Annotated in this window: 17 protein-coding genes; 3 read left to right on the forward strand and 14 right to left on the reverse strand. The window is 43.9% G+C overall.

Features of this window, described 5'->3' with window-relative positions:
• Positions 1-652: 652 nt before the first annotated feature.
• A complete protein-coding gene (locus tag BMX56_RS22550; protein ID WP_090651953.1) occupies positions 653-1,882 on the forward strand; it encodes a dicarboxylate/amino acid:cation symporter in 1,230 nt (409 codons plus the stop codon).
• 340 nt (positions 1,883-2,222) lie between these two features.
• Positions 2,223-2,837, forward strand: coding sequence for a trimeric intracellular cation channel family protein (locus BMX56_RS22555; RefSeq protein ID WP_090652052.1), 615 nt, complete (start codon positions 2,223-2,225; stop codon positions 2,835-2,837).
• A 493-nt stretch (positions 2,838-3,330) separates the two neighbouring features.
• On the opposite strand, the gene BMX56_RS22560 is transcribed toward BMX56_RS22555, so the two are convergent.
• From BMX56_RS22560 to BMX56_RS22600, 9 genes are all read right to left on the reverse strand, one after another.
• The gene (locus BMX56_RS22560; RefSeq protein ID WP_090651954.1) at positions 3,331-5,619 is read right to left on the reverse strand and encodes a GH92 family glycosyl hydrolase; all 2,289 of its coding nucleotides are present in this window, start codon (positions 5,617-5,619) and stop codon (positions 3,331-3,333) included.
• A gap of 178 nt (positions 5,620-5,797) precedes the next feature.
• Positions 5,798-7,303 (reverse strand): RagB/SusD family nutrient uptake outer membrane protein, encoded by a 1,506-nt coding sequence (locus BMX56_RS22565; RefSeq protein WP_218152471.1) that lies wholly within the window; start codon positions 7,301-7,303, stop codon positions 5,798-5,800.
• 23 nt (positions 7,304-7,326) lie between these two features.
• On the reverse strand, positions 7,327-10,677 hold the full coding sequence (locus tag BMX56_RS22570; protein WP_177183886.1) for a SusC/RagA family TonB-linked outer membrane protein: 3,351 nt from the start codon (positions 10,675-10,677) through the stop codon (positions 7,327-7,329).
• 352 nt (positions 10,678-11,029) lie between these two features.
• Positions 11,030-12,244, reverse strand: a complete 1,215-nt coding sequence (locus BMX56_RS22575; RefSeq protein WP_090651956.1) for a FecR family protein — start codon at positions 12,242-12,244, stop codon at positions 11,030-11,032.
• A 90-nt stretch (positions 12,245-12,334) separates the two neighbouring features.
• Positions 12,335-12,979, reverse strand: coding sequence for a sigma-70 family RNA polymerase sigma factor (locus BMX56_RS22580; RefSeq protein WP_218152472.1), 645 nt, complete (start codon positions 12,977-12,979; stop codon positions 12,335-12,337).
• Between the two features lie 166 nt (positions 12,980-13,145).
• The gene (locus BMX56_RS22585) at positions 13,146-13,748 is read right to left on the reverse strand and encodes a TMEM175 family protein (RefSeq protein ID WP_090651957.1); all 603 of its coding nucleotides are present in this window, start codon (positions 13,746-13,748) and stop codon (positions 13,146-13,148) included.
• 26 nt (positions 13,749-13,774) lie between these two features.
• Entirely contained in the window at positions 13,775-14,989 is a 1,215-nt protein-coding gene (locus BMX56_RS22590; RefSeq protein ID WP_090651958.1) for a glycoside hydrolase family 88 protein, read from the reverse strand.
• A gap of 187 nt (positions 14,990-15,176) precedes the next feature.
• A complete protein-coding gene (locus BMX56_RS22595; RefSeq protein WP_090651959.1) occupies positions 15,177-15,824 on the reverse strand; it encodes a LamG domain-containing protein in 648 nt (215 codons plus the stop codon).
• Between the two features lie 24 nt (positions 15,825-15,848).
• The gene (locus BMX56_RS22600; RefSeq protein WP_143065508.1) at positions 15,849-16,493 is read right to left on the reverse strand and encodes a hypothetical protein; all 645 of its coding nucleotides are present in this window, start codon (positions 16,491-16,493) and stop codon (positions 15,849-15,851) included.
• A 132-nt stretch (positions 16,494-16,625) separates the two neighbouring features.
• On the opposite strand from BMX56_RS22600, the gene BMX56_RS22605 reads away from it, so the two are divergent.
• A complete protein-coding gene (locus BMX56_RS22605) occupies positions 16,626-17,909 on the forward strand; it encodes a hypothetical protein (RefSeq protein ID WP_090651961.1) in 1,284 nt (427 codons plus the stop codon).
• Between the two features lie 3 nt (positions 17,910-17,912).
• On the opposite strand, the gene BMX56_RS22610 is transcribed toward BMX56_RS22605, so the two are convergent.
• The 5 genes from BMX56_RS22610 to BMX56_RS22630 all read right to left on the reverse strand — a co-directional run bounded on the left by BMX56_RS22610 (position 17,913) and on the right by BMX56_RS22630 (position 24,304).
• Positions 17,913-18,161, reverse strand: a complete 249-nt coding sequence (locus BMX56_RS22610) for a hypothetical protein (protein ID WP_090651962.1) — start codon at positions 18,159-18,161, stop codon at positions 17,913-17,915.
• A 199-nt stretch (positions 18,162-18,360) separates the two neighbouring features.
• Complete coding sequence (locus tag BMX56_RS22615) at positions 18,361-20,343, reverse strand: M1 family metallopeptidase (RefSeq protein ID WP_143065509.1); 1,983 nt, start codon at positions 20,341-20,343, stop codon at positions 18,361-18,363.
• An 85-nt stretch (positions 20,344-20,428) separates the two neighbouring features.
• Positions 20,429-20,809 carry a DUF5071 domain-containing protein gene (locus BMX56_RS22620; protein WP_090651964.1) on the reverse strand — a complete coding sequence of 127 codons (381 nt, stop codon included), beginning with the start codon at positions 20,807-20,809 and terminating at the stop codon, positions 20,429-20,431.
• A 17-nt stretch (positions 20,810-20,826) separates the two neighbouring features.
• A complete protein-coding gene (locus BMX56_RS22625; protein ID WP_090651965.1) occupies positions 20,827-23,043 on the reverse strand; it encodes an outer membrane protein assembly factor BamB family protein in 2,217 nt (738 codons plus the stop codon).
• A 331-nt stretch (positions 23,044-23,374) separates the two neighbouring features.
• Positions 23,375-24,304: a nucleoside hydrolase gene (locus tag BMX56_RS22630; protein ID WP_090651966.1), complete on the reverse strand. Its 930-nt coding sequence runs from the start codon at positions 24,302-24,304 to the stop codon at positions 23,375-23,377.
• Between the last annotated feature and the right edge of the window lie 5 nt (positions 24,305-24,309).

The raw sequence follows: 24,309 nt of genomic DNA on the forward strand, positions 1-24,309 counted from the left end.
AAAATGTGTTATCGTACATGAATGTGATGCGCCACCACAAAATAAGTTACGCGGGTGCCGGGGGAATCGCCTTTAAAAGTTTGTCTATCGGATGATGGGTAGCCTCTACGAGGCAAAATATTTTTTTGTTTTGGTTGCTACAAACGGGTAGCCTCTACGAGGCACACTTCCACCGGTAAATACAGGCAGGGTTATTAAAACTGTAAACTTTCTTTAAAAGCTGTATAAAAACGAGATTTGTTTATTGCCGTTGACTTTAGTCAACGGTAACAGAAGGTACCGTTGCTGGCTTTAGCCAAAATATTCAGTGGAATTTGGCTAAAGCCATTCGCCTTTTAGTCATTATTCCGTTGACTAAAGTCAACGGCAATGATTTTTACATGATACATAAGTAATCTAAATCAAATTTAGACAGGTTCTTAGGACGATAACGTTTCCTTTTATGTAAACTCATTTCAGTACAAGACCCATTTTAGCGAGCAAGCTTTGCCTCGTAGGGGCTACCTGTTTGTAGCAATATTTACAAATCTTTTTTTGCCTCGTAGAGGCTACCTTTTTGCATAGCGCTTACGTTTTAAAAGTTCCAACGCGATTAACCTGACGCAGGTACGCCACATGCCAATTTATACGTGTAAAAAACTATATTAGCTACATGAATGATTGGTTCAAAAACTACAAGGGCATTATATTGCTGATGGCGGGTATTATAGTTGGCAGTATTGCCGGCATTTTTTTAGGCGATAAGGTAAGTATTATTAAACCCATAGGCGATATTTTCCTGAACCTGTTATTCACCGCCGTGGTACCACTGGTTTTCTTTGCCATTGCATCGGCCATTGCCGGGTTGGATGCCACAAACAAGCTTGGTAAACTGTTGGGTATAACCTCGCTGGTATTTGTTGGTACGGTGCTGGTAGCTGCCATGGTGACCATTATAGCCATCTGGATCTTCCCTATCCATCAGCATTTAGTGGCCAATCCTATTACTGAAGCGATTGACAAAAAACCGTTAGGCGATCAGCTCACCAATCTTTTTACCACCAGCGAGTTTTACCAGCTGCTATCGCGCAAAAGCATGATGGCCATGATCATATTTTCGGTACTGATAGGCTTTGCCACACTTAATGCCGGCGAAAAAGGCGCTGCTTTTACCCGCTTTTTGCATAGCGGTAATGAGGTGTTTAAAAATATTTTTATCCTGATTATGAAACTGGGGCCTATTGGGTTAGGGGCTTATTTTGCTTACCAGGTGGGCGTATTCGGCCCGCAGCTATTTGGGGGTTACGCCCGTTCGATGGCTTTGTATTATGGCGTGGGCGCGTTTTATTTTGTGGTGATATTTAGCTTATATGCTTTCATAGCAGGCGGCGTAGGTGCGGTAAAAAGGTACTGGAAAAATAACATCATCCCATCGGCAACGGCAGTAGGCACCTGTAGCAGCATTGCAACTATTCCGGCTAACCTTGATGCCGCAAAAAAAATGGGCATCCGGGATGTTATCGCCAATGTAACTATCCCACTGGGCGGCACCCTGCACAAGGATGGCTCGAGCATATCCTCAATTGTGAAAATGGCGGTGGTGTTTGCACTCTTCGGCAATAGCTTTAATAACGTACAAACCGTTGTAGTAGCGCTGGCTTTAACCGTACTGGTAAGCCTGGTTGAAGGCGGCATACCCAATGGCGGTTATATAGGCGAATTGTTGTTTATATCGGCCTACGGCTTTCCGCCAGAGGCTTTACCTCCGGCTATGATCATAGGTACACTGGTCGACCCCATGGCTACCCTGCTAAATGCGACCGGCGATACCGTGGCCGCGATGATGATTTCCCGCTTCGTAGATGGAAAAAACTGGATGGGCCCTGAACCTCTGAAGGGGTAGGAAGACTGGGCAAACGCATCTGATTGGGTTAACATAACTTAACACATTTTAGATAAAATAATTATAAATATTTAATAATCAATATTTTATATTTTTTCATGGTTAACACGAAACTGAGCGCAATTTAGGCGCATTCTGATACTTTTGCCTGTTGCTGGCCAATACAAGTCCCTTCGGTAGCCGGATCATTTAACCACGTTCCGCCAATAAAAACACGGTGTGGTTTGATGCTTATATCGCTCATTCCATTAGCTATTTGGATGCGTTTGCCCTGGAGAGAAAGAATCTTGGCTTTTTGATAGAAAACAAATTAGCTATATTTGTTAAACACCTGCCTGCCATGCTACACATACTATACATCATAGCCATTATTGCCGAAGCCATGACCGCTGCCCTATCGGTAGGGCGCAGGGATATGGATTGGATTGGCGTTTGCATCATCGCCTGGGTAACCGCCTTAGGCGGCGGCACCGTACGCAATATCCTGTTTAACCACTATCCCATGAGCTGGGTTGAGCATCCCGAATACCTGGTGATAACCGCCGGCGCAGCGATACTGGCAGCCGTTATAGCCCGCCTAATGACCAAAATGAAAACGCTATTCCTATACCTTGATGCGCTGGGTTTGGTAGTATTTACCATTATAGGCTGCCAGATAGCGCAGCAAATAAACCTGCCGGCTACTATTGTATTATTAAGCGGAATGATAACGGGCTGCGCCGGCGGCGTACTGCGCGATGTGCTTTGTAACGAGGTCCCTTTACTATTCCGCAAGGAGATTTATGCAAGCGCATCGATAGTTACCGGGGCTGTTTACTTAGGGATTGAATATTTGGGCGCCAGCGATGCGGTTGCCATTGTAATTGCTTGTATCATTGGCCTCGCGTTGCGCCTGCTATCTATCAAATACAACTGGCAAATGCCCAAATTTGTTTATAGGGAAGAATGGCATTGAGCTTACTCCGTCATTGCGAGGCACGAAGCAATCCCCGACATGCTAAGTCCCACATAGTTTGGGATTGCTTCGTGCCTCGCAATGACGGTAGTTTTGGACTTTGGTTTAACTATATTTCGTTGCACGTCATCCCCATTTTTTTCAGGATCATCCTGATGGATACTTATAATGACATGATTATAATATGCTGATTATCAAGCGTATTTTTTATTCCCCTCTCGAGAGGGGGCGCGGTAGGAGGTGCGTTGGCAGGGGTGTGTTTTTCCGCGTTTCATTGCGCGTGCATAACACACCCCTCCGCCCCTCTCAAGAGGGGAATCGCACTTTTCCACCGCTTTTTAAAAGGAAGCGCAAATCTGATGGTACCCAGAATAACCCCATTTGCAACCATGTCATTACTGTTTTTTCCAGCCGAAGCGGATGGATACTCGCAATGACATAATGAGAAAAGACTTAAGCCCGCCATCGTTCCCCCTTCAGGGGGTTAGGGGGCTTAGGGGGCTTCGTTTGATAAGGAGTAAGGTACATCGCTATCCTTCACCCCTCTTGTTTTATTAAGCGTTGGGGCCATATTAAAGTTGATGGTTGCGCCTTTTAGCAATTCCTTGTGGCTTAACCAGTTTAAATCATAAGGCTTGCCGTTTACGCTCATGGTATTGATGTACCGGTTGGCGTAATTATTATTGGCGGCATTGATGGTTACCGTTTTGCCGTTCTCGAGCTTTAAAGTGATCTTTTTAAACAATGGCGCACCCAGCACATATTGGTCGCTGGCCGGCGTCACCGGGTAGAAGCCCATTGCCGAGAATACGTACCAGGCCGAAGTTTGCCCGTTATCCTCATCGCCGCAATAACCATCGGGGGTAGCTTTGTACAGCTTGTTCATCACATCGCGTACATGTAGCTGGGTTTTCCAAGGTTCGCCGGCGTAGTTGTACAGGTAAATCATGTGCTGTATAGGCTGGTTGCCATGAGCATACTGCCCCATATTCACAATCTGCATTTCGCGGATTTCGTGGATAGTTTCGCCGTAGTAACTGTCATCAAATACCGGCGGCAAGGTAAATACCGAATCGAGCTTGTTAACAAATTGCTTTTTGCCACCCATCAGGTTTATCAGCCCCTGGATATCATGGAACACACTCCAGCTGTAATGCCAGCTGTTGCCCTCGGTAAAGGCATCGCCCCATTTAAACGGACTAAAAGGCGTTTCAAATGAACCATCCTTATTTTTACCACGCATTAACCCGATTGACGGATCGAACAGGTTTTTGTAGTTCATGCTCCGTTTTTTGTAAACATCAGTTTCGGAAGCAGGTTTGCCCAAGGCCTTACCTAACTTATAAATGGTAAAATCATCGTAAGCATACTCCAGGGTACGGGCTGCATTTTCGTTGATCTTAACATCGTAAGGAACATAGCCTAATGTGTTGTAGTACTCCACCCCTTCGCGGCCGGTTGCCGCAGGGCCTTTGTTATTGGCACCGTGTACCAGGGCCTCGTACAGTTTTTCGATATCATAACCTTTACCACCTTTTAAGTACGCTTCGGATACTACAGATGCAGAGTTGTTGCCTATCATCACCGCAGAATACCCAGGGCTCGACCATTCGGGCAGCCAGCCGCCTTCTTTATAATCATTAATAAGGCCGTCCTGCATCTCTTTATTAATCGAAGGATAAACCAGGTTCAGGAACGGGTACAGCGCCCTGAAGGTATCCCAAAAGCCTGTACCGGCAAACTTATAACCGGGGAATACTTTACCTGTAGATGCGCTGTAGTGTACGATATTTCCTTTCTCGTCTATCTCATACAATTTATTCGGGAAGAAAACCATACGGTACATACAGGAGTAAAAAGTACGCGTCTGATCGATAGTGCCGCCCTCAACAGTTAAGCGGCTAAGGGTTTTATTCCAAACGTCTTTAGCTTTTTGTTTGGTTACGTCAAAGCTGTCGTTGCCTACTTCCCTTTTCAGGTTCAGTTCGGCCTGCTCAATGCTGATGAATGACGAAGCTACCCGCAGATGTACTTTCTCGCCATGGGTAGTGGCAAAACCTATTAAAGCGCTTGCATGCTCGGCTTTCAGTTCCAGGCCATTGCTCAGAGTAGTATCGCTGTAGGTTTGCGCAATGGTGATGGGCTTATCTACATAAATAACAAAGTAGTTTTTAAAGTTTTTTAAGGGGCCGCGGGCGTACTTGGTAGAGTAACCTACTATCTTTTTCTCGCCGGGAATAATCTTTACATACGACCCTTTGTTCAGTGCGTCTATCACAATAAAAGAGCTGTCTGTTTTGGGATAAGTAAACCTGAACTGGGCCGCCCTTTCGGTCGGTGTAATCTCGGTAGTTACATCATGATCGGCCAGGTAAACGCTGTAGTAATATGGTTTGGCAATCTCGGCCTTGTGCGAAAACCAGCTTGCCCGGCCGTTTTGCGATACTTTTAAATGTTTGGTTACCGGCATTATAGCAAACTGCCCATAATCATTCATCCATGGCGATGGCTGGTGGGTTTGCTTAAAGCCACGTATTTTATGGGCATCATAAGTGTAAGCCCATCCATCGCCCATTACACCGGTTTGGGGTGTCCAGAAGTTCATGCCCCAGGGCAGGGCAATTGCCGGGTAAGTGTTACCGTTGGATAGGTCGTAATGCGAGTCGGTACCCATCAGCGGGTTAATGTATTCAACAGGGTCGGTTACTTTATTTACCTGCTGCGCCATGGCACATGTGGCAGCCATTAATAATGAACCAATGAGTACAATGTTTTTCTTCATTCGGAGAGACATTTAATGTTTTTCAATTTACCTGTAAATATAAAAGACCAGCTGCATTGGCCGGTCTTTTATATTTAAATATTTAGCCTCACCCTGCCCTCTCCAAAGGAGAGGGTTCTTGATTTGAATGTTTTTTTAAATCCTCTCCTTTGGAGAGGATTTAGGTGAGGCTAATTTTTTACCAACCCGGGTTTTGGGTTAGTTTAGCATTAGTGCTAATCTCGCGCTGCGGAATAGGCCACAGGTAATACTGAGCTTTCATGGTTACATTTTGCTCGTTTTTGGTTGATGTAGCATCGCCAAAAGTATTGTTGATAACATCATAAACCTGGTGGGTACGCTGTATGTCAAAATAAGCTTTGTTTTCATATGCCAGTTCATGATAACGCTCTTTCCAAACCTCTTTACGGAAAGCGTCCTGGCTTAATGCCCCTATCGGCGCCAGTTGAGCGCGTGCCCGTATTTTGTTAAGCTGGGCAATTGCTGTTGCATTAGGGGCTCCTTCCGCTTCGTTGCTTGCTTCTGCATAAATCAGCATAGCTTCAGGCAAGCGCAAAAAGGTCCAGTTTTCATCGCTCTGGCCATTACCGGTCGCACTCTCTACGTGGAAATATTTGTAAAGCGCATGCTCGCCAAAGTTGATAATCGTACCATCTTTAGATGATGGGTAGCTTGAAAAATAAAACTGCCTTTCTTTTGCACGTAAGTCGCCCGCTTCATAACTGTTAAAGAAGGCATTGGTAGGTATCATCGCGCCAAGGTGATCGCCATATACACCAACCAATAAGTTAAATGGAACAGTTAACTGGGGGATGGCATTTGTAGCCACGCCAACCAGGTAGTTGGATTGAAATATCAATTCGCCCTGGTTTTTGTGGGCATTGTCATGCAGGTAATCATACTTATCAAACAAAGTGTATGCGGTACCATTTATAACCGGTAATATTTCGGCAGCGGCCAAAGCGTAATTCGCAGTCTTTTTAAGCGGAAAACCAGCAGTAGTTAAATAAACACTGGCTAACAAAGTACGCACTGCACCTAACGATACCTTACCTGTTTTATCAGATTCAGGCAGGCCCGATGCTTCCGCGGCTTTGAGGTCGCTGATGATTTGATCATACACAGCAGCGGCAGCTGTACGTGCAGGATAAAGATTGGGGCTTGTAATAGTAACCGGTTCGGTAATTAATGGTACATCGCCGTATAACCTAACCAGGTGATAATAAAAGAACGCCCTTAAGAAATAGGCTTCGCCTAACAAAGCTTTTTTATCCGCGTCGGCAAAAGGAGTTATCGGCGGAATATTTGCTATGGCCACATTGGCATTTGCTATAGCGCCATAGCTATTTTGCCATACATCTTCAAAACCCGGGTTAACAGCGTCGGTACGGTTGTTTATAACGTTGTTATTATTAACACTTTGCCCTAATGAGGTAGTATGACCTGCAAAAAGCTCGATGGTAATAAACGGGCTTTCACCGTAGGCATCCCCATTTTGAAACAGGTAAAGCTTTTGGTAAATACCATTAACAAATATACGCGCCTGGTTTGCACTGGTAAAATAATTACTTTTTACAAAACCGCCTTTATTTTTTTCGACAAGCTCGTTTTTGCAACTACCAAGCATTATAGTGAGAATCAGTAATGAATAACCAATCCGGTATTTTTTTAAATTAAACTTCATAATAGTATGTTTTAACGTTTAAATTAGAAACTAACATTTAAGCCAAGCAGGAAGGTTCTTGGTTTTGGATAATCGTAAAACTGGATGCTTTGATTAAAGTTGCTGTTATTGTTAGGATTCTTAGGATCGTAACCATAGGTAGAAACTTCCGGATCATAGCCGGTGTACTTGGTTATCACAAACAAGTTTTGAGCCTGCGCATACACCCTTAACCTGCTCAATTTAATTTTAGCTATTGAAGCAGTTGGGAAAGTGTAACCAAGTGTTACCGATCTGCCGCGGATAAAATTGCCGCTTTCAACTTTGGTTGAATAGATTTCTGTTTGGTAATACACATAGGCTGGTCTGTCTTCGGCTATGCTTGTATTTTGATTGGTTGGTGTCCATGCATTTAAAACAGTGGCATAGCTGTTAGCCTGGCCTGTACGATCCTGGCCCGAGTGACGGGTTAGGTTCATGATTTGGTTACCATAGTTAAATTGCAGGTCGATACCTAAATCGATGTTTTTATAACGGAAAGTGTTACTTAATGTTCCGTATCCATCTGGTATCGATTTACCAAGGATCACTTTATCATCGGCTGTAATTTTGCCATCGCCATTAGTATCCTGTATTTTCAGGTCGCCTGGCAGTTTGTTAAATATTGCAGCTTGCGATGCTTCGGCAGTACCCCATGTGCCCAACACTTTGTAACCATAAAAGCTACCTGCAGGTAAGCCAACACGCATCAGGTTAAATTGTGAAAGGAACGTTGGCGACAAAAATATATCATCGTTTGACGCGCCCAAAGCCAATATTTTGTTCTTTAAGAACGAGATATTAAATGAAGTATTCCAGGAGAAGTCCTCGGTTTTGATATTTTGGGTATTGATAGTTAACTCCAAACCTTTGTTTTGCAGCCTGCCAATGTTTTTGTAAACACTGTTAAAGCCGCTGGTTTCTGGCAATGGCGCGTTAAGCAGCAAGGCTTTGGTTTTCTTTAAATAAGCATCTGCTTCAATATTAACACGGTTGTTGAATAAGCCTACAGAGAAACCAAGATCAAACTCGGCGGTTTTTTCCCATGAAAGATCTTCGTTACCGATGGTAGTTTGCTGCGTACCTATAGCCTGCGCACCGTTAAACACGTAGTTAACCGTTCCAATTTGCGCTTGTGAGCGGTACTCACCAATTTCGGAGTTACCTGTTAAACCATAACTCAACCTGAATTTAAGATCAGAAATAGTTTTGTTGTCCTTCAGAAAATCCTCCTGCGAAGCCCTCCATGCGAAAGCTGCCGATGGGAAAAACCCGGTTTTTACATTTGTACCAAAACGGGAAGAGCCATCCTGGCGACCGGTTACTGTTAACAGGTATTTATCTTTGTAGTTATAATTTAAACGTCCAAAATAGGAGCGCATTTGCCATGCGTCATAATTTGAAGAAGGGATACCAGGGATAGAACCTGCGCCTAAATTATAATACTGATAATAATTATCAGACAGGTTACTGGTAGAAGCACCTAACCCGGTTTGTTGAAAATTTTGCTGCTCGGTACCTGCAACAATGTTAATAGTATGCACCTTGTTAAAGGTTTTATTATAGGTAAAGTGATTTTCCCACTGCCAAAAAGTATTGTTCTGCTCATCAATTGATGCAGAGCTTTTTGTTTGGCTTGCTACAGAACCACCAACTAAGCCACTTTGAAAGTGAGGATTATAATTGGCAGACGTTGTAACGCCCAGGGTGCTGCGAAACTCAAGACCTGGAATTATGTTTATATTAAGGTAACTGTTACCGCTAAAAATGCGTTTACGGTAAAGTGCTTCAATCTCGTTGGCCTGGGCTACCGGGTTATCGCCGCCTTCTAAGTTTGGATAATCTGTACGTTTACCATAAGTTCCGTCGGGATATTTAATTGGGATAAACGGAACCATCTCAATTAACATACGCGGAATGTTGTTACCTCCGGTACCATCATCAGCAGTACGCTGATCCTGGGCATTGTAATTTAAAGTAGCCCCAACTTTTAACCATGATTTAATTTGATTGTCGATGGTTAACCGGGCATTGTAGCGTTTTAAATAACTATTTAAAATTATACCCTGATCATTGGCGTAGTTTAAAAATAAACCGTAGGTTAATTTGTCTGATCCACCTGTAAAAGTCAGGTTATGATTTTGACTTACTGCATTACGTGTGGTAGCTTTTTGCCAATCCACATCATATAACGGTTTAAGATTTGAATCAAATAATTTACCAATTAAGGCGGTGCGCAATTTAACCGGATCCTGATCAGCATATTTACCAGACGCCCAGCCGGTAGGGTCGTATTTTTTAATGTTGGCGTATGACAGGTCTTCAACAGCCATAAATTGGGCTGAATTTAACACAGGCAACTCTTTTGCCATGTGTCCTACGCTTACGTAGCTATCATAGCTTACAGTGCCTTCTCCTTTTTTACCACGTTTGGTAGTAACCAAAATAACACCGTTTGCACCGCGTGTACCGTAAATAGCAGTTGATGATGCATCTTTTAACACATCAACCGACTCGATATCATTAGGGCTTATAGCGTTACCGCCCTCTGTCCAAATCACCCCGTCAACTACGTACAAAGGATCTGTGCGGGTGTTGATGGAACTGTAACCACGAATCCTGATTTTAGTATTACCACCTGGGGCGCCGGAGTTTGTTGAAACGTTTACACCGGCAATTTTACCTGATAATTCCTGTTCCAGGTTGGTTTGGGGCCTTTCCTGCAAACCTTTGGCGCTTACGCTACCAACAGATCCTGTTAAATCAACACGTTTTTGGGTACCATAACCTACAACAACCACTTCGCTTAATGCCTTTGGCGATTCTGCCAGCACCACGTTTAAAGTAGTTTTGCCACCAACAGCAACTTCTTGTGTAGTATAGCCTACAAAGCTAAAAACAAGTGTTCCGTTTTCGGGTGCGTTCAATGTGAATTTACCATTTACATCGGTTTGGGTGCCCTGGTCAGACCCCTTGATCCTGATGCTTACACCTGGAAGCGGACCTTTTGAATCAGACACCGTGCCTGAAACTTTGATGTCTGCGACTGGCGTACTAACTTCATCTTTCTTTTTAACCACAATGGTTTCCTGGAAAATTTTGTAGGTTAAAGGCTGATCTTTAAAAGCAAGGTCGAGCGCCTGCTCCAATGAAACACCGGCAACTTCGATGTTAATTGCGCTTGCTTTAGCTACATCCTGTTTCTCATACATAAAATGATAGCCTGTTTGTTTTTCAATAGAGCGAAGAACTTTTTCGACAGAGGCATTTTTTTGGTGCAGGGTAACAACCTGGCTGTAGGTTTTGGCACTTACGTTGGTAAGTACCACCACCATAATAATAACTGTTAGCTTCATAGCTAAAATTATTTTGGATAATTGGGGCCATACCAAAGGCGTGGCCTTAGAATTAAAATTCATAAGTTTGTAGAGTTTGGGTTAAACATTAACTTTCAATTCGTCGATTGCATTTTTTTGGGGCCCAGATGCTTAGCCGGGAAAGTACTGCGAATACTTCCCGGTTTTTTATTGGTTATATTTTGGCATAGGCACGTTTATTTTTTACATGAGCAGTAAGCCATTTTCACCATGCGGGTCCCTCCCGGGCTAACTTATTTTTGGTATTTCTTCCATCATAGCTTTTTTAAAAAGTGAGTAATTGGTTGTTGATTAGTTGTATATAAATTGGTTATTAATTGGGGCTGGTTATTTATGGCAGCACTGTTATATGTTTGTCTTCAATTTTAAAATTAACACCCATATATTTTAGCATCCCCATCAGTTCAGAAGCCTTTACATTGCGCGAAATGCGACCGGTAAATTCTTTTACCGGTACTTTGCCGGTATAGCTCACCTGTACATCGTACCAGCGCGCTGCCTGCCTCATGATGGCCTCGATACCTGCGTCTCTGAACTGGAAGATGCCCTCCTTCCAGGCGATGGCATCGTCGGCATCTGCCTCATCCGTTATTTTTATAGGTCCGTTTTGTTTAAGTAACGCCTGCTGCCCGGGTTTTAAAAGGCCGCTAAATTGTTTGTTGCTGATTTTTACCGATCCTTCTAACAAGGTTGTTTTTATAGCATCTTCATCATTATAAGCCATAATGTTAAAATGGGTACCCAGCACTTCAACAACGGTATTATTTACCTTTACTTTAAATGGCATCTTCGCATTTTTGGCCACCTCAAAATAAGCCTCGCCAGTAATTTCAACCTCCCTGGTAGCGCCTTTAAATGTCGCGGGGAAACTTAACGATGATGCCGAGTTTAACCAAACCTTGCTTCCATCATCCAATACCAGCTGATACTGTCCTCCGCGCGGGGTAGATACAGTATTGATAGCAGCGGGCGCATCAGATCCTTCGTTTTTACTCCCTTCGTAAACTAACTGGCCATCATGTGTTTTTTTGATATGAGCATTGCCTTCATTAGCCAGCAAACCATTTTTTGCGCTATCCAGCGTTATCGTTTTACCATTGGCCAGGGTAAGTACAGCCTTATTGCCACCGGGCAAAACATCATGCGCCGGCACAGGCTTTAGCCTGGCCTGGGTCCGCTTATTTGCAGCAGTTTTGTGTTGGTTAATTAATACATAAGCACCAAAACCAACAAACACCATCATGGCGGCTGCAACACCAACTTTTAACCACAACTGGTTTTTATTTGGCGGCCTTATGGGGTGTATATTATCCGGATTTGATTTATTTTGAAGAATATTGTTGAGCATATCCATGCTTTTTGCGGCATCAAAAAGCGGCTCATCTGCCTGCAGCGTGTTCCAGGCTTCATGAATAAGTGCAGTAAGCTCCGCATCGTTGGCAGATGAATTGATGATTTCAAACAATTCATCCCGCTCCTGCTGCGTAGCGGTTTGGTGGTAATAACTATTAAACAGGTAGTTAAGCCTTGCATTAAATGCACTCATACAGGTAGATGTTAATTCATATTATAAATTGGTAAATGCCGAGCTTGGGGTTAACTCACATACAAGACAATAAATGCGATAAAAAAGGGGCTATCGCTTTTGAAAAAAAATAAAAAAAGTTTTTATTGCCAGTAAAGCAACCGAATATACATCCAAATGGCTGCGTACATAATCGGTTATAGAGGTGGTGGCTATTTGCAGGTACTTTTTTACTGTTTCGCGGGAGAGTTTAAGCTGATCGGCAATTTCGTTATACTTAAGCCGGTTGTGCCTGCTTAGCAAATACACTTTTTGCTGTTGCGATGGCAGGTGGTCTATTGCTTCATCCAATAAGTTGTAGTACAGGTTATCCTGCTGATCGTCCATGATCAAACCAAGACTGCTCTCTTCCAGTTTTTTTGCCTGTACCTTTTCTTTTGCCAGCTTTTTGAGGCAATTAAGGGCATGGTTTTTTGATATAACAAACAGGTAAGCCTTAAAATCCTCTACTTGCGCAAGGGTTTCGCGCGCCATCCATATTTTCAAAAAAACATCCTGAACCACTTCTTCGGCCAGTTCTATTGAGTTGGTAATACGATGAATATGAACACCTAATTGCTGATGGTGCATAATAAACAAACAGCGAAAAGCATGTTCATCCCCTTCCGCTACTTTTAATAGCAAATCCTTGTCATGATGTTGTGGCGCTGCCCTGATAAGCAGTTCCGGCTCATGGTTATAAGCAATATCCAACATAGGTAAACGTATAGTAGTGGCAAATATTGGTTAATTAAAATGCAATAAAAATCACTTAGGTTAAAACACTACTACAACTACGAAATTGCGAAATAGTTTATACTTTTCCATCAACTAAATGCATTTAGTTGACATTATTTAGCAACAGGCAACCAGGTATTTCTATTTATAGCTGGTTGTCAGCTTCATGATGAGTTAGTTTATTTTCAATTCTTTTATCCGGAATAAACCAGATGCCGGCAACTAAAACATACAACCCGAGTGCCCCAACAGCGCTAAACCAGGATAAGCAAATGGCTACGGCATATAAAATAACAGATATTTTACCCTTCCAGTCTTCACCAAAGGCCTGTGCCAATAAGGAGTGCTCGCCATGATGGCGAACAAGATTTTTCACCAGGATTGTGTACGCTATGCCATTCATTAGCAGTACAAAACCGTAACACATTACAGGCCATTTGGCAAAGTGATTTTCGCCCATCCATCCGGTTACAAATGGTATCAACGATAGCCAAAACAGCAAATGCAGGTTGGCCCACAGCGTTTTGCCATTTATTGATTTTACCGCCTGCAAGGTATGGTGATGGTTGTTCCAATAAATGCCTACATAAATAAAACTCAATACATAAGTCATAAAGACTGGAATAAACGGCTTTAACACCTCAATACTATCGCCGTGGGGCACCTTCATCTCCAATACCATAATCGTGATAATGATGGCGATAACGCCATCGCTGAAAGCCTCTAACCTACCTTTACCTAATGCCATTTTATTTTTTTACAGCTAAAAGTAAGTTATTTTTTTGTGCCGAATGCCAGGTAACGCTGCATAGCCTCAATAAAATAGTAATCGGCGTAAGTTAAAGGGACATCAATTTCTGTCCCGGCGGGGAAATGGCCAACGCTGTGCTGCAAAATAAAACCGCCGTTGGTACCCGCAGCAGCCATATAAGGAGGTGCCGATAGTGTTTTTAATATGGTTTGTGCAACATCAAAATACTGCCGCCCCTTTTTGGCATCGCTATACCTGCATAATTCAAGCAGGGCTGATGCCATAACCGACGCAGCCGATGCATCTTTTAATGCGTTGGGAATGTTGCTGGCATTGTAATCCCAATATGGAATTTTATCTGCCGGCAAATTCGGGTTAGTCAATATAAAATGAGCTATGTTTTGTGCCTGGTCAAGATATTTTTTATCATGCGTTTCGCGGTACATAACGGTATAGCCATACAGGCCCCACGACTGGCCCCTTGCCCATGCCGATTCATTAGCAAAGCCCTGGGCAGTTTTCTTTTCTTTCACCGCCCCTGTTTGGGCATCATAATTTATAACGTGGTACGAGCTAAAATCGGGCCTGAAATGGTTTTTCATGGTTGTGTTGGCGTGGGTAACCGCTATTTTATAATAACTGGAATCGCCGGTTTCCCGCGTTGCCCAAAAAAGCAGTTCAAGGTTCATCATGTTGTCAATAATCACCAGGTAATCGCCGGGTTTTGAATCCCATGATTTAATACAGCCCACCGCCGGGTTAAACCTGGTTGATAACGATTTAGCGCTGTTAATTAATATCTGCTTATACTCCGGCTTAGGCTCAATTTTGTTGGCATTGCCAAAGCTGCAATACATCATAAAGCCCAAATCATGGGTATGGGTATTAAACTGCTCTTTAGCCAATACCCCCATAATGCGGTTGGCCTCGGTAAGCAGCTGTTTATCTTTTGTTTCCTGGTATAAAAACAACAGGCTGCCAGGATAAAAGCCACTGCACCACCAGCCCGAGTTGCTATTTTCCGGTTTATCCTTATCGGGATGATAAGTTTTCGGGAACTCCTCCGGTCCTATCTTTGTTGCTAATAATCTATATTGGGCATCCGCAGCAATAAAGCTTTTTTTGATGGTAGCTGAAAGCGCTCTTTCCGGTTTTAAAGCCGGTTGGGCATTACTAAAAAAAGCAATCGCTATTAAGCAAACAGTACAGATGAGGGCGGGCAATATTTTGAATTTCATAGATATAATTTGGCTGGCAATAAAGTTGCATATTTTGATTGGAATTTTAAGAACCAAATTTATCTCGTAGCCCTTCCAGCATCAAAACAATTTTGCCCGCTGCATAATATAAATACTGCTCCTGTGCTTGCCATGCATTTTTAGTATCAAATATCGCCCGCATGCTGAATTATTGTTCCGTTCATAGCTATTCAAGTGTTTTTATTGTTAAATTCCGGTAAGCGCCTAAGGACGAATTACCATGCCAGTAACCAACAGACCCACTTTTCAAGGCAGGATCAAGCGAGGTGTAAACCATGGCAGGTTTAGCAGCATTGTTCACATATACTTCCATTTTGCGCCCTGTAACTATCACTTTAACATGAAACCAGCCGTTAGCAGGCAGTATCGCGTTGGCCTGGTATTTATCGGCTTCGTAATCCCACCAGTTAAATTCTGCTTTTTTTTCGGGCATATATTGAATGGCGTTGATGGTACCCGATGACAATGGCCTGAAATATACAGTTTCATAATGATGAGCATCTTTAATCCTGAAGGCAAGGCCGATATAACCATTTCCCTTGCCCGCAAATGCCAAATCAAACTCGATAATACCATCCTTAAAAATTAAACTCTTAGGATAGGCCAGGCTCGCCGATTTGTAATTATCTATCTTCCGTTTTATCAGCAACGCTTTTTTACCCTGGTAGCTGCCAAATTCATAATCAAGGGTGTCATTTTGGGGAATATTCCATTCTTTCGGGTTAATGGCCGGCAGGTTCTGCACCTTATACTTTGGCTGGGCATTTACCCTAATAGCTGCAAAAAGAACAAATAATAACAATAGCTTTTTCATAACGAATTTTTATAGGTTGGTGTTTTATTGTTTGATAACGAGGTTGGCAAAATCGCCGGGCAAACTATCATTCCACAATCCGATGAGGCCGTGTTGCCGGTTATTCAGTTTTTTAACGCTGAGTGATGGTTTAGCTGAATGGTTTACATATACCACAATTTCATCAACATTTACAACAATATGCGCGTGGAACCAGGCGGTAGCCGGCGGGAATGGGTTAACAGCATTTTCGTACACAAGCGGATGATCTGCCCGCAGTTTATCCCACGAAAAATCTGGCTGGCTGATGTACTGCACTGCATGCCTGCGCCTAAGCGTATCTGTTGATTGAAAATTAAAAGGCCGAAAATAAATGGCATCATAGGTAACCGTATCGACGCCATGAAAAGCAATGCCCAAAAAACTTTGCTGAAAAACGTCTTTGCCCCGAAGATCGACGTCAATTGTCCCGGTGGCAAAGTCTATATCTTTGAGCCAAACAATACCGGTAAGTGAAATTCCCTTCCTGGTGCCATCAGTAATTTTGCTTATTTTTTTTGCGGACGATGTTATCGGCGTCTCCTGTTTTAACAGGCTACTCAAATCATAGGCGCCCTTTTGCTGCGCACAGGCAGCGCCGCAAAAAAACGTAGTTATTAAAAAGAGGCTAAATAAAATATTGTTCTTCATGGTTTTAGATTTTAACTTTAGCAAAACTTGCAAATAGCGTACAGAATTAAGCATAACAGGCGTTTCAATCCTGTTCAAGTTTGTTCAAGCCGTTTTTGCGGGTTTAAATACCGCGTCATTGCCTAAAAATTGATGGAAAAAGAAAAACAACTGCTTTTATTATGCTGCCAGCTTATTGAACGCTCGTTAAACTGGGGCGATAACAGCATTTGGAGTAATGACGATTTTGATCAATTGAGCAAACTGATCTTCGAAAAAACAAAAGTAAGGCTCAGTATTTCTACCCTAAAACGCATTTGGGGCAAAGTGCGTTATGATAGCTACCCAACAGCCGCAACACTTAATGCCCTGGCCCGTTTCCTTGATTATGAAAGCTGGCGCGATTTCAGGCAGCACCACCAGGTTAATGGCGTAATTGAACAAAGCGAGCTACCCAGTACAATTGAGCAAATTCCGGCGGTCAAGGCTTCCTCCAAAAACAGGTACAAATATTTGTGGCTCATGGCTATCCCCTTGCTATTGGTTGCCGCCTTTTATTTTGCCGGTATTAACAGAAAAAACACGCCGGATTTATCAACCGTAAAATTCAGCAGTAAAAAGACATCTGATGACCTGCCCAATTCTGTGGTTTTTAGTTATGACGCATCTGCCTTTCATTCAGATAGTGTTTACATCCAGCAATCATGGGACCCACGCCGACGCGAGCTTGTGCCCGGCGATGGTAAACAGCATACGTCAATCTACTACACCCCCGGCCATTTTATAGCAAAACTGGTGGTAAACAACCGGATAGTTAAGCAGTCTGTTGTTTTTATCAAAACCAAAGGATGGGTTGGCATTGTAGATCATCAGCCTGTACCGGTGTACCTATCAACGGCCGAAATAAAGGGTGATGGCTATATGGGTATTACAGATAGCCTGATGCAGCAAAAACTGGGCACACCGGTGTTTAATGATACCTGGTTAAAATTTTGCAACGTACGCGAATTTCCGGGCATCCGGGCCGATAATTTCACGATGGAATGCACACTGCGCAATACAGCAACGCCGGGGCAATCTGTTTGCCGCAAAGCCGATTTAACCATTTTGGGCGATGGGATGGCCATTGTAATACCCATTGTAAACAAAGGATGTATTGCCAATATGGGCGTTTTAACCGGCCAATATTGGATTGGCGGCAATGACCATGACCTGAGCGCGTTCGGCTGCGATTTCAGGCAATATCAAACCTTAAAATGCAGTGTTAACAACCATCGCCTAAAAATTTATCTCAATAACAAACAAATCATGGATGTTGAACAAAAGCGCAACATTGGCCGTATTGTAGGCCTGCGGTTTGAGTTTGAAGGCCCCGGCCAGGTAAAACATTACAAGCTCGAAACGCCCGGTTCAAAGGTATATGAGGAGAGTTTTTAAAACTCACGACGTCAATTCTACCTTTTGGTTAAAATCCTCGTAGCTTAGTTTCCCTTTACGCAGCTGGCTGATGTATTTAAAAACGCTTAGTTTATCCAGCTCCTGCTTGTAGCGTTCGCGGTCATGATCTGTAACCAGGTTGCCCTGTAGTTTTAAGCGGATAGATGTGCGGGAGATGTCCTCCTCCAGTTTATCTATCGGGCAATTACGAAGATCATCAAAGTTACTGCGGGGAAAAAGGATACGGTCCATTGGGTTTTTGCTTCCTTAAATTTAAAGGCCGGGCATCAACATCAATTTAACTGTATGTTATTTTATTGTTATTGATAAAGGGTAGAGCGACAAAAAAACCTTTAAAAAACATTATCCTCCCACATACCTTTCATGCACCTTTCCCGCACCGTTGGCGCACCTTTCATACACCCTTCAATCACCTTCCGTGCCGTGTTGTCTAATTAACAATTTTATAAACATTATTGGCCCTGTTTACATCGGGATAGAGGCTATCCGGATCGATGGTTACTTTGGTTACCGCCGCTTTTTTGTTGCCTGTAAAAGTGTAGCTGCCGGTATACTCCCATACCTCTACCGGGAACTCCCTGTGCTCTGTCGAGCCATCGGCGTAAGTCAGTTCAACCACCAGCGGCATAGCGGCTTTTTCCAGGTTTTCGATAGTGATCTGCGCCCTGCCATTTGCCAGGTTTTCTACTTTAGCTACTCCCTGGTCAAGGCGGTAATTGTCTAAAAACATCGATTTCCAAAACCAGCTAAGGTCCTCGCCTACCGAGCTATCCATACTCCTGAAAAAATCCCAGGGTGTAGGGTGCTTATAGGCCCAATCGGCAATATACTTGCGAAAAGCTTTATCAAACCTTTCGGGGCCAACTACCTGGTTACGCAGTAAGGTTAGCACATAGGCAACCTTTTGGTACTGAACCGGGAAAACCATATCGCCGGGTATGGCATCGGGCCGGGTAATGATGGGGACAACCCGCTCTGAAAAAAGCGTATCAAGCGGGCTGTATATCTCGGCATAGCCCCTGAACTCGCCTTTGTTAAAATCTTTTACAGCCAGGTTATCAATAAAGGTATTAAAACCTTCATCCATCCAGGCGTATTTACGCTCGTTGCCGCCTACTACCATCGGGAACCAGGTGTGGCCCAATTCGTGGTTTACCACCATAAAATATGCGTTACCGGTATCCCTGGCCGAACAAAATACCATCCCCGGGTACTCCATACCATCCAGGTTGGATGCTACATTTACCGCCTTATTATAAGGGTAAGTAAACCACTTTTCCGAAAAATGCTGCAAAGTGAATTTGATATATTCCGATGACCGTTTCCAGCTATCTTTTTTGTCGGATTCAACCGGGTACAGCGAACTTCCCAACACTTTTTTGCCCCCGGCCACCGGGAAGCTGAAGGCTTCCCAAATAAAGGACTTCGAGGCCGTCCAGGCAAAATCGCGGGTATTATCCATCCTGTATTTCCAGGTACAGGTAGGTTTCACAGGCCGCGACGAAGCTTCTGTAACTTCTTTGGCCGAACGGATAAATACCGGAGCCTCGCTTTGTTTAGCCGCCAGCCAGCGCTTAAGCTGTACAGGGGTTAATACCTCCTCTGGATTCAGCAGATCGCCCGAGCCCTCTACAATATAACCCGCGGGCACTGTAATATTCACGTTAAAATTGCCGTATTCCAGGTAAAATTCGCCATTACCCAGGTAAGTCAAGGTATTCCAGCCTTCCACATCATCTAATACGCACATCCTCGGGTACCATTGGGCAACCGCGTAAATGTTGCCGTTTTTGGTTGGCAGGATATCGGTACGGTTAACCAGGAAATCGGCATTTTTATAGTTTTGAGGGAAATTGTAACGGTACTGAACGCTAAAGGTTACCTTTTGCCCGCTTTTTAAGGGCTGTGGCAAGGTCAATTCCATCCGGGTATCGTAAATGTTATATTTAATGTCGCCTGTAATTGCGCCATCCTTAAGCTTTACGGCCTGTATATCGTATCCCCCATCGGCGGTTTCTTCTTCCGGGTTTTTATAAAGGAATAATTTTGATTTTATGCCCCTTGAATCTTTTTTAAAAACATTTTGCTCCAGCTGCAGCCATAATGACGATAGCGATTTGGGGCTGTTGTTGGTATAGGCTATGGTGGCGGTTCCGCTAACCACGTTCTTCTGATCATCCAGGGCTACATCTATCACATAATCGGCCTGGTTTTGCCAATATGCAGGTCCGGGTTCGCCGGTTGCGGTGCGGTATTCATTGCCGGGAGGCAACAACGGTAAGGCTGGGAATAGATCGGTGGGACGGTACCGCGACTGCCCGAAGGATTGGCAAACCGCTAAAACGATTAACGTAAAGGGGATGAAGAACCTAACTAAATGTTTATTTTGAGAAACGGGCTTACTATTTTGCATATGCCGCAATATAATAATTAAAGGAATTTCAGGACAGAAAGTTGCTTTGATTTTTGTTGCCAATTTACCGATGTTCCTTAAAGGCTCATTTATATTCCCCGTTTAAAATAGCAATCGCTTCCAAATTCACCTCATCTTCAATTTCATCTCTTGATGGAAATTTCGCGATCCGTTCAATTTCATTCAACAAAAGGGGATCTGTTGTGCTTCTTGCAAGGCTCATCAATATACGCCGTTTCCACTCGCCATCGTTTGTTTTTAAGATCTTAATTATTTCAGGAACTATCCTATCGGCAAAGGGTTTAAGAATATCGGCAACAGGCCTGGCAATTGGCCAATTCGCATCTTGAAGCCATACTAACAACTCAGGAATAATAGGCTCTAACTGTTCAAACGAAAGCTTTTTAAGGCCTGCAATTACTTCTTGATCGTCTTTATGTTTTGGAATAAGTTTTTTAATATCCATAACTTTTATCAATAATTTTAATCCCCCAACCCAAAACAAACATACTCATCGCCCGATTTACTGTCAATTTTACCACCGCCGCAAGCTATAACCACATACTGTTTTCCATCAATTGCATAGGTGGCAGGGGTAGCATACCCGGCGGCGGGCAGTTGGGCCTCCCAAACCATTTTACCTGTTTTTTTATCAAAAGCATGAATTTTTTCGTCCTTAGTGGCTGCCACAAATACAAGCCCGCCTTTGGTTACCAACGGGCCACCATATAGTTCGGTACCGGTAATGGGGATGCCTTTTTTCTTCAGTTCCGGATATTCGCCCAGCGGTACTTTCCAAAGCAGTTTGCCGGTTGTAAGGTCAACCGCGTTAAGGGTACCCCAGGGTGGTTTAATGCCGGGATAACCATCCTTATCTAAAAAACGGTTGTAACCTGTCATGGTGTACGGTATTTCGTCAACCATCTTCTTCTCAGTTTTGGTTGCTGCGGTGCGGTCGCCGGTTGGTTCTTTGGCCAATGTTTTATTTGCCCTGGCATCGGGTAGTTTAAGCAGGAACGCCAGCAATGCCTTTTTATCTTCGGGTGTAATCTGTTTAAAAGATGGCATCATATTGCGGCCGCTGGCTATGATTTGGCTCAACTGATCTTCCTTATATTTTTCCCCGATGTTGACCAACGACGGATATGACGATCCGTTGCCCTTCAGTTGGGGGCCATGACAGCCGATACAATTTTTATTGTAAACCACTTGCCCGTTGCCGGCCAGCGAGCCATTGCTTGTCGTTTTAGGCACATCAATCATCACCTGCGCCCAGGGCATCTCAGAACAGCTGATGTACATGATATTGGTTTGTATATCAACCGCGGCGCCTCCCCACTCGCCTCCGCCATCAAAACCGGGAAATATCCAGCCGCCTTGTTTACTGGGTGGCGTAAACATAATGCGGTTTTTAACCTGGTTATATTTATCAAGCATTTCTTTGTGCGCCTCAGGTGTGCGGTCAGTAACATCTTCGGGGTTAAACATTTGCCGGGCAAAGGGCTGTGGCAAAGTCGGGATAGGCTGTGTTGGCCATGGCGCTTCGCCGGGCAAGCCTTTGGTTGGTACAGGAGTTTCCACTATCGGAAAAATGGGTTTACCGTTTGTCCTGTCGAACATAAAAATATAACCATGTTTGGTGATCTGGGCCACCGCGTCAATCTTTTTACCATTGTGCATAATAGTCACCAAATTAGGGTTGGCGGGCAAATCCCTGTCCCACAGGTCGTGATGTACCACCTGGAAATGCCATTTAAGCTTGCCGGTGGCAGCATCTAAAGCCAATAGCGAGTTGGCAAACAGGTTTTGCCCCTTACGAAAACCGCCATAAAAATCGCCGCCGACGGAACCGGTGGGGATATAAACCAACCCGCGCTTTTCATCCAGCGCCATACCGGCCCAGCTATTAGCGCCACCAAACTTTTTATAAGCGGCTGTATCCATCCACGTTTCGTAACCGGCCTCACCCGGATGTGGTATAGTATGAAAAATCCATTTCAGTTTCCCCGTCCGCACATCGTAAGCCCTAACGTGCCCCGGCGCGGCATCTGCCGATTCGGATACACGCGTGCCAACTATCAGCAAATCTTTATAAATTACCCCCGGCGTTGTACCGGCCACAAATGATTTGGTATCCCTGTCCAGATTCTTCGCCAGGTCCAGGTAACCGTTTTTTCCAAAGGTCATGATGGGGTTGCCCGTTTCGGCGTCGATGGCAAAAGTTTTGGCACCAACGCTGTAAAACAAACGTTTTTCGCCGCCACTTTTGTTTTGCCAGTAAATAACTCCCCTGCTCACTTTGTAGTAAGCCATCGGGTCGCCGCTGTTGGTGGTATCGGCCTTGGCCGGGTCAAAAAGCCATTTTTGTTCGCCGGTTGCTGCATCCAATGCAAACAGCTTCAGTTTGGGGCTGGCGCCATATAAAATACCATCAACCATAATGGGGTTACATTGGTTTTGGCTGCGGTTGGCCGTGTCTTTATCGTTAGTGCTGTATCTCCAAACCTCCTTCAGCTTGCTAACGTTACTTAAATTAATTTCCTCATTTGATGAATACCTGTTACCTTCTTTTGATCCCGCGTAGGCCTCCCAGCCACTGTTTGGCGGCCCTGATTTTAAGTTATGGCTGGGCTTTGGATTTTTACATGACACATAAATACCGGTTGCAATTAAAAAGGCTATGATAAATCGGGACTTCATTGTTATATTGAGTTAATGATATTATTATAATGGGTATGCTGAGCAGTAAAACTTTGCTAATTTCTGGGGGGAATGACATTCAAAAATAAAAGACTGTCATCCTGAGGAGAACGAAGGATCTATTCGCGAACTTTTCTTCCGGCCATGCACAGCTGACATATCTTTCGTTACTCAGGATGACAGGAAATTTAATATGTCATGGTTAGAAAATCCCAGACTTACGAAGTTTTAAAAACTTCGTAAGTCTCTCGCCGATGTGTCACTTCTCCTTCAGGATTTCACAAATTTTACTACTCGGAATCCCTTCCTTTTTTCAAACAAAATCTTCAATTTACTTCCCTTCCATCCTATTCCAAAAATCGGCCTGCATTTTAGTCGCATCAATGGTTTTGTAAACCGATATCTCGCGCGCGTCATTCTCTGGCGGCACAAGTGCGCTTATCTTTTCGGCTTTGGCGGGATCAAGATAGGCCATTACCAGGGCAAGGTCCCACATAATCCAGGTCTGGCCGGCTTCTACAAAATCCCAGCGGTTATACAACAACTGGCCCAATTTGCCCTTATCTTTTAAATTATCCCGGCAAACCGCGCGGTCGAATTTTAAGGCAATGGCGGTATTAATGGGCATAATTGTCAAATCCAAACCTTTGCAGTTCAGCAACAGGTCGAAGGCGTTCAGGTCGTTACGTACATTAAATTCGCTTTTATCCCAAACCTTGCGGTCGCTAAAATATCGGGCAGCCAGCAGGTAAACTCTTATATGCGGAATAATGGAGGTATCGGCCTGTATAGCCGATGCCAGGTTTGATGCCGCGCCTATGCACAAAACATCCAGCTTTTCGCCAGCTTTAAGCTGGTGTACGGTAGCTATGATACCCTTTTCGGCTGCCGAAAGCACCGGTTCTTTACCGCCCCAGGCGTGGCCTATGGTTCCGCGGCCACCCAGCGGGTGTGGTATATCGGTGCGGCCCATAAGTTTCAGCATCTCCTCGTTTAAATCCTGGCTTAGCTGTACCGTATTGATGTTTTTGGTAGGGTAATAATGCCATTTTTCGCCAACAAGCATATCGGCATTGTTAAAATGGGCCGAGCTTAGGCCAACTACATTTACACCTGCATCTTTAAGCAGGTAAGTAATGGCGTACAAATCGTCCATCTCATTGGCCGTATCAGAATCAAGCCAAACTATTCGTTTTTGCGCATAGCAGCAGCCGGCTAATAATATAGCCGCAAGACAAACAGGGACAACTTTTTTAAACATAGTGG

It is taken from the genome of Mucilaginibacter sp. OK283, assembly GCF_900110415.1.
Classification (GTDB): Bacteria; Bacteroidota; Bacteroidia; order Sphingobacteriales; family Sphingobacteriaceae; genus Mucilaginibacter.

Excerpts from the sequence above, each read along its gene's own strand:
- BMX56_RS22550 (WP_090651953.1), top strand. The coding sequence starts at position 653 with ATGAATGATTGGTTCAAAAACTACAAGGGCATTATATTGCTGATGGCG.
- BMX56_RS22555 (WP_090652052.1), top strand. The coding sequence starts at position 2,223 with ATGCTACACATACTATACATCATAGCCATTATTGCCGAAGCCATGACC.
- BMX56_RS22560 (WP_090651954.1), bottom strand. The coding sequence starts at position 5,619 with ATGAAGAAAAACATTGTACTCATTGGTTCATTATTAATGGCTGCCACA.
- BMX56_RS22565 (WP_218152471.1), bottom strand. The coding sequence starts at position 7,303 with ATGAAGTTTAATTTAAAAAAATACCGGATTGGTTATTCATTACTGATT.
- BMX56_RS22570 (WP_177183886.1), bottom strand. The coding sequence starts at position 10,677 with ATGAAGCTAACAGTTATTATTATGGTGGTGGTACTTACCAACGTAAGT.
- BMX56_RS22575 (WP_090651956.1), bottom strand. The coding sequence starts at position 12,244 with ATGAGTGCATTTAATGCAAGGCTTAACTACCTGTTTAATAGTTATTAC.
- BMX56_RS22580 (WP_218152472.1), bottom strand. The coding sequence starts at position 12,979 with ATGTTGGATATTGCTTATAACCATGAGCCGGAACTGCTTATCAGGGCA.
- BMX56_RS22585 (WP_090651957.1), bottom strand. The coding sequence starts at position 13,748 with ATGGCATTAGGTAAAGGTAGGTTAGAGGCTTTCAGCGATGGCGTTATC.
- BMX56_RS22590 (WP_090651958.1), bottom strand. The coding sequence starts at position 14,989 with ATGAAATTCAAAATATTGCCCGCCCTCATCTGTACTGTTTGCTTAATA.
- BMX56_RS22595 (WP_090651959.1), bottom strand. The coding sequence starts at position 15,824 with ATGAAAAAGCTATTGTTATTATTTGTTCTTTTTGCAGCTATTAGGGTA.
- BMX56_RS22600 (WP_143065508.1), bottom strand. The coding sequence starts at position 16,493 with ATGAAGAACAATATTTTATTTAGCCTCTTTTTAATAACTACGTTTTTT.
- BMX56_RS22605 (WP_090651961.1), top strand. The coding sequence starts at position 16,626 with ATGGAAAAAGAAAAACAACTGCTTTTATTATGCTGCCAGCTTATTGAA.
- BMX56_RS22610 (WP_090651962.1), bottom strand. The coding sequence starts at position 18,161 with ATGGACCGTATCCTTTTTCCCCGCAGTAACTTTGATGATCTTCGTAAT.
- BMX56_RS22615 (WP_143065509.1), bottom strand. The coding sequence starts at position 20,343 with ATGCAAAATAGTAAGCCCGTTTCTCAAAATAAACATTTAGTTAGGTTC.
- BMX56_RS22620 (WP_090651964.1), bottom strand. The coding sequence starts at position 20,809 with ATGGATATTAAAAAACTTATTCCAAAACATAAAGACGATCAAGAAGTA.
- BMX56_RS22625 (WP_090651965.1), bottom strand. The coding sequence starts at position 23,043 with ATGAAGTCCCGATTTATCATAGCCTTTTTAATTGCAACCGGTATTTAT.
- BMX56_RS22630 (WP_090651966.1), bottom strand. The coding sequence starts at position 24,304 with ATGTTTAAAAAAGTTGTCCCTGTTTGTCTTGCGGCTATATTATTAGCC.